At 48.4% G+C, this 5,790-nt stretch carries 5 protein-coding genes; 2 read left to right on the top strand and 3 right to left on the bottom strand.

Going from position 1 to position 5,790, the window contains the following annotated elements:
• Positions 1-411: 411 nt before the first annotated feature.
• Positions 412-1,044: a redox-sensing transcriptional repressor Rex gene (locus tag WBV27_RS07800; RefSeq protein WP_086629504.1), complete on the bottom strand. Its 633-nt coding sequence runs from the start codon at positions 1,042-1,044 to the stop codon at positions 412-414.
• A gap of 347 nt (positions 1,045-1,391) precedes the next feature.
• Here WBV27_RS07800 and abc-f point away from each other — a divergent pair, with 347 nt between their 5' ends.
• Positions 1,392-3,347 carry a ribosomal protection-like ABC-F family protein gene (abc-f, locus tag WBV27_RS07795; protein ID WP_424200922.1) on the top strand — a complete coding sequence of 652 codons (1,956 nt, stop codon included), beginning with the start codon at positions 1,392-1,394 and terminating at the stop codon, positions 3,345-3,347.
• 107 nt (positions 3,348-3,454) lie between these two features.
• The gene (locus tag WBV27_RS07790; protein ID WP_424200920.1) at positions 3,455-4,111 is read left to right on the top strand and encodes an HAD family hydrolase; all 657 of its coding nucleotides are present in this window, start codon (positions 3,455-3,457) and stop codon (positions 4,109-4,111) included.
• 56 nt (positions 4,112-4,167) lie between these two features.
• Here the strand turns inward: WBV27_RS07790 and tsaD are convergent, their stop codons facing one another.
• Both tsaD and rimI read right to left on the bottom strand, forming a co-directional pair.
• A complete protein-coding gene (tsaD, locus tag WBV27_RS07785) occupies positions 4,168-5,190 on the bottom strand; it encodes a tRNA (adenosine(37)-N6)-threonylcarbamoyltransferase complex transferase subunit TsaD (protein ID WP_424200918.1) in 1,023 nt (340 codons plus the stop codon).
• Positions 5,190-5,690 (bottom strand): ribosomal protein S18-alanine N-acetyltransferase, encoded by a 501-nt coding sequence (rimI, locus tag WBV27_RS07780; RefSeq protein ID WP_424200916.1) that lies wholly within the window; start codon positions 5,688-5,690, stop codon positions 5,190-5,192. Before rimI ends, tsaD begins: the two co-directional genes overlap by 1 nt.
• Positions 5,691-5,790 lie beyond the last annotated feature (100 nt).

Below are 5,790 nucleotides of genomic sequence, written 5' to 3'. Positions count from 1 at the left end.
TTCGAACAAATGAGTGCGCTGCTTACCAAGCACCTTGTCCCCGTCCGCCCACATAGGGCGGCTAAAAGGAAGAACCCGGTGAACAAATCCAGACGATCTTATCGTTACACATATTAACTTGGATTCCTTATAAAATTATAACGAGGATCATTTAAAGCTTGATAAATCAATGTTTACCTGTTGAACCACGTTATAGTAATCCGGGAATTAAGGTGTTAGGGCAACTTTCTTCGTGGAGTTGCCTTGCTTCGTCGTGCTTTCGATTGTCAGAAAAGAAAGAGACAGTGGAAACAGGAGAATTTCTCTCCCATTTCCACTGTCTCTTATTTGTCAATACCCTTAAGTTAATGACATTGTGAGGCAGCCTCATCCTTCTTTTTGCGTTTTCTTATCATCGGTTGCCGACTTTGCTCAGCCGATATCATTGTCCAAGAAATAGATCAACGTCTGCAATTCATTCGTCAAGTCCACATTTTGAACGCGGACATTATCCGGAACGGAAAGACGGATCGGGGTAAAGTTCATGATCCCGCGAACGCCCGCTTCGGTCAATCGGTTGGTGGCATCCTGCGCCACTTCTTGGGGAACTGTCAAAATGGCTACATCAATCTGTTGGATGCGCAATTGCTCAACCATATCCGTCATCGGGTAAACCGGCACACCGCTAAGGATTTTGCCGACGATGCCTTCATTGACATCAAATGCGGCACTGATGCGCACATTATTGCTGACATGGAAGTTGTAGTTCAACAAGGCATGTCCCAAATTACCCACACCTATCAAAGCCACATTCGTCAGACGGTCCTGGTTCAAGGTTTTGCTGAAGAAATCCAACAAGTACTCGACATCATAACCGTACCCTCTTTTACCCAGCGCGCCAAAATATGAGAAATCCCTACGGATAGTAGCACTGTCCACTTTTACTGCTTCGCTCAATTCAGTGGATGAAACACGTTTTTTACCGGCGTTATGCAAAAAGCGCAAATAGCGGTGGTAAATCGGCAACCTCCTTGCCGTGGCTTTTGGAATATCATTCGTCGACATTTTTTCTCCTCTTCTTTCCTCGTTCATTTCGTACCTCATATTGTTTGTCAGAATGCACAAACTTTAAAAAGTATGTTCACATACTTAAGCTTTCATTTCATATTGACTATTATATCATCTGATTGTGAAAAATCTACTAATTTGTTCGAAACCGGACTTGATTGTGAAGCCTTTTTTGAACAATATGTGAAATACAATACTAATTGTAAGCGGGGTCATCAATAAATTTCACATGCACAAATACGTGAATATAGCAATAACTCTGCTTGTCCCTATCGAATCAGTGTTTGCTGTGATAAAATGAAAAGGATAAATGCCAGCATTTGCTTAGAAAGAGGACACTACATATGATTTTACTACAAGGACAAAATTTGGCGCGCCTTTTTGGGGCTAGCGTTTTATTCGATAATATTCAAATTACAGTCCAGGACCATTCGCGCATTGCTCTCGTCGGCCGAAACGGAGCAGGGAAATCAACCCTGCTGAAGATCTTGGCAGGCATCGAAACGACAGACGCCGGTTCTGTTTCCAAGAGCAAGGAAGTTACGATCGGCTACCTGGATCAGCATAGCGCGGTCGATTCCTCGAATACGATTTGGCAAGAAATGTTGACCATTTTCGCGCCGCTCATCCGATTAACCAAAGAGGCTGAGCAAGCCGCTTTCGCTTTGGGGGATCCGGACCTGCTCGAGGATGAAGAAGCCTATCAAAAAGCTTTGGAACGCTATGACCATCTTCAGCACACCCTGCATGAAAAGAACGCTTACGGCTATGAATCAGAGATCCGTTCGGTGTTGCACGGATTCCAGTTCTACGAAGAAGATTACGATCGCCCGATTTCCCAATTGTCAGGCGGCCAGAAAACAAGGCTCGCCTTGGCCAAAATCCTGCTTGAAAAGAACGACCTGCTCATTTTGGATGAGCCCACCAACCATCTGGACATCGACACGTTGGCTTGGCTGGAAAATTATCTGATCGGTTACAACGGCTCGCTATTGATCGTTTCCCATGACCGCTATTTCCTGGATAAAGTCGCCACTGAAGTCTATGAAATCAGCCGCCACAAGATCCAGCACTACAAAGGCAACTACTCCTATTATCTGACCGAGAAAGCCGCCCGCTTGGAGCAGGAAGTGAAGGCTTACGAGAAGCAACAGGATGAAATCTCCAAATTGGAGGATTATGTCGCCCGTAACCTGGCGCGCGCTTCCACGACCAAGATGGCGCAAAGCCGCCGCAAACGTCTTGAGAAAATGGACCGGATGGACAAGCCGAAAGGCGACGAACGGTCCGCCCGCTTCTCCTTCGAGATCGCAAAAGAGAGCGGAAACGTCGTCTTGACCCTTGAAAACGGGGCTGTCGGCTATTCCGATACGGTCTTGGCTGACCCGATCAATCTTGATATCCGCAAGCAGCAGGCGATTGCGATTGTCGGGCCGAACGGGATCGGCAAGTCCACTTTGCTGAAGTCGATCATTTCCGAGATTCCGCTTTTGAAAGGGAGAGTCCAGCTCGGTGCCAATGTGGATCTTGGTTATTATGATCAGGAATTAGGCAACCTTTCCAAAAACAAGAGCGTTCTCGCCGAAATCTGGGATCTTCATCCTACGCTGAATGAAAAAGATGTGCGCAGTATTCTGGGGAGCTTCCTGTTCTCCGGTGCCGATGTCGAAAAAACGATTCCGGCATTGAGCGGTGGCGAGAAGGCTAGGCTTTCGCTCTGCAAATTAGCCTTGGATCAAAAGAACTTCCTTGTCCTCGATGAACCCACGAACCATTTGGACATCGACAGTAAGGAAGTGCTTGAAAATGCCTTGATCGATTATGACGGCACCCTGCTTTTCGTTTCCCACGACCGCTATTTCATCAACCGGATTGCGACAAGCATTGTCGAGCTCTCAGCTGAGGGCAGCAAATTATATCTTGGGGACTATGATTACTATATTGAAAAGAAACAGCAGGAAGCGGCTCTTGCAGCTCTGCAGCAGGCCGAAAACGCCACGGAAACAAACACTGCTGTTGAGCCTCTTTCGAAAGCCAAAGGGGATTACGTCTCTTCCAAAGAGAAGCTGAAATTGGAAAGAAAACTGGCCAGGCAAGTGGAGGCTTTGGAGGATGAATTGGCGACCGTCGAGGAGGCCATCGCTGCGATCGAGCTGCAATTGACCGAGCCGGAAGTCTACGGTGATCATGAAAAAGTCCAACAGTTCAACCAGCAATTGCTCGCTCTCCAAGCACGGCAGGACGAGTTGATGCAGGATTGGGAAGAACAGACAATGGCGCTCGAGGAACTGAGTGAATAGTCACGCGGATAACCGTTCCGGCATTGCTCAACTATATCAGGAAGAGCACTGCCTGAACTTTTGTTAAGATGCACCGGAACAAGTACGCATAATATGGAGGTCAGCATATGTTAGAAGCCGTTTTATTTGATATGGATGGTGTCATCATCGATACGGAACCATTCTTTTTGCGATCAGAAAGTATGTTATTGAAGGAATTTGGAGTGGACACCGAGCTGGAGTACCATTTCCGCTACCAAGGGACCACGCATGAGTATATGTGGGAAGCAATGAAAAATGAATTCAATCTGGATGCTCCAGTCGGAGAATTGGTGGAGCGAGCGAACGTCATCCGGAACCGTCTGATGGAAGAAGATGGCTTGCAACCGATACCGGGTGTGATCTCATTCATTGCGCGTCTGCATGAAGCAGGTGTCCCATTGGCGATCGCCTCTTCCTCTCCGTTGACGGATATCCATAAGGCTGTAAAAGCATTGGATATCGAAAAATATTTCAGCTATTTTGTTTCGGGAGAAAGCGTTGCGCATTCCAAGCCCGCGCCCGATATCTTCCTGGATGCTGCCGAAAACCTGAAAGCAAACCCGGAAAACTGTGTCGTCATAGAGGACTCCCGAAACGGGGTTGCCTCTGCACATGCGGCCGGCTGCAAATGCATCGGTTTCCGCAATCTGGAGTTCCCTCCGCAGGATCTATCCTTGGCGACCGTCATCGTCACCGGTTTTTCGGATCTCGATGCTGATTACTGCAGAGCACTGATCGATTAATACGCACAAAAAAGAGAACGCTGGTCGACATAATCGGCCAGCGTTCTCTTCTTTTTTTATTCTCCGAGCACCAATCCGGGATGTGCATTCAGATCGTATCCGGCAAAATGTTTCTGTAGGTATTCGGTATAGGCTGCAGCCCCGATCATCGCCGCATTGTCCCCGCAAAGCGAAAGCGGCGGAATGACAACCTCGACTTCTGGAAGCTCTTGGGCCATTTTTGCGGACAAAGCCTCACGCAAGCCTCTGTTGGCGGCGACTCCGCCGGCCAACAACAGCTGCTTGATGTTCTTTTCCTTGGCCGCACGCAACGTCTTATGCACCAAAACCTCAACGACGCTTGCCTGGAAACTGGCGGCCAAGTCGTAGGGATTGATGTCATCCCCTTTTTGGCGCGCATTGTGGACAGTATTGATGACGGAACTTTTCAATCCGCTGAAGCTGAAATCGTAATTGTCTTCTTTGATCATAGCGCGCGGAAAATGCATCGTTTCTTTGCCTTCATGAGCCATTTCATCCATTTTTTTCCCGCCTGGATACGGCAAGCCCAAAATGCGGCCGATTTTGTCGTAAGCCTCTCCCGCAGCATCATCCCGCGTTTCGCCGATGATGTCGAAAGAGCCGTCCTTTTCCATATACACCAATTCCGTATGCCCTCCGCTGACCACCAAGGACAACAGCGGGTAGCGCATCGGCGTCACCAACTGGTTCGCATAGATATGGCCGGCCATATGATTGACCGGAATGAGCGGTTTCTGATGCGCAAAAGCCAACGCCTTCGCTGCACTGACGCCGATCAGCAACGAGCCGACCAACCCTGGACCATGCGTTACCGCAACCGCATCGATTGCATCGAAAGTGACCTTGGCCTCATGCAATGCCGCTTCAACGATTTGGGTGATCTGCTCGACATGATGACGGCTCGCAACTTCCGGCACGACCCCGCCAAAGCGCATATGGCTTTTGATCTGGGAAGCGACAACATTCGAAAGGACCGTATTTCCGTTTTTCACCACAGCTACACCTGTCTCATCGCAACTGCTCTCAATCGCGAGTATGGTCACATCTGTTTCTGTCATCAGCCTTCCGCCTCCTCTTTATTTTCCGACAGCAGCGCCAATTCCATGATGTAGGCATCCTCGATCGGATTCTGGTAATACTCTTTTCTTCGGTATATTTCTGTAAAGCCTATTTTTTTGTACAGGTTACAGGCAGCTTCGTTGGAGACACGGACTTCAAGCCAAAGCCGTTCCATCCCCTTCGTTTGCAGCACGGCGATCATCTCCTGCAACAATTTTGTTCCGATGCCTTTTCCTTGCTGGTCAGGCGCTACCGCAAAATTATTGACCGATGCCTCATCCACAACCGCCATGCAACAAATATAGCCAACTAACTTGTTTTCTTCCATGCAGCCTGTATAAAGGGAATGATTGTCCTTCAATTCAGACAGGAACGAAGAAGCTTTCCAACTGGAATGCCCTTCATTGGCCAGCAATGTAAGTTCATACAGAGCCTGTGCATGTTGCTCCAACTTGCCTGCGTCCGCCTTCAGGTCGCAGATTTCAAACGTGCGTTGCATGAACATCTTCCTTTTCTTCCGATTGTTTTCCCGCTAACGGCCATACCATCTCCAAAGCGTCTTCGCCATCGCCGTGATAATAATGCTGCTTGACCCGCTC

Source organism: Trichococcus sp. (assembly GCF_049589555.1).
Taxonomy (GTDB): domain Bacteria; phylum Bacillota; class Bacilli; order Lactobacillales; family Aerococcaceae; genus Trichococcus.
Note: the sequence above shows the minus strand (reverse complement) of the source record. Positions and strands in the feature narration are given on the sequence as shown.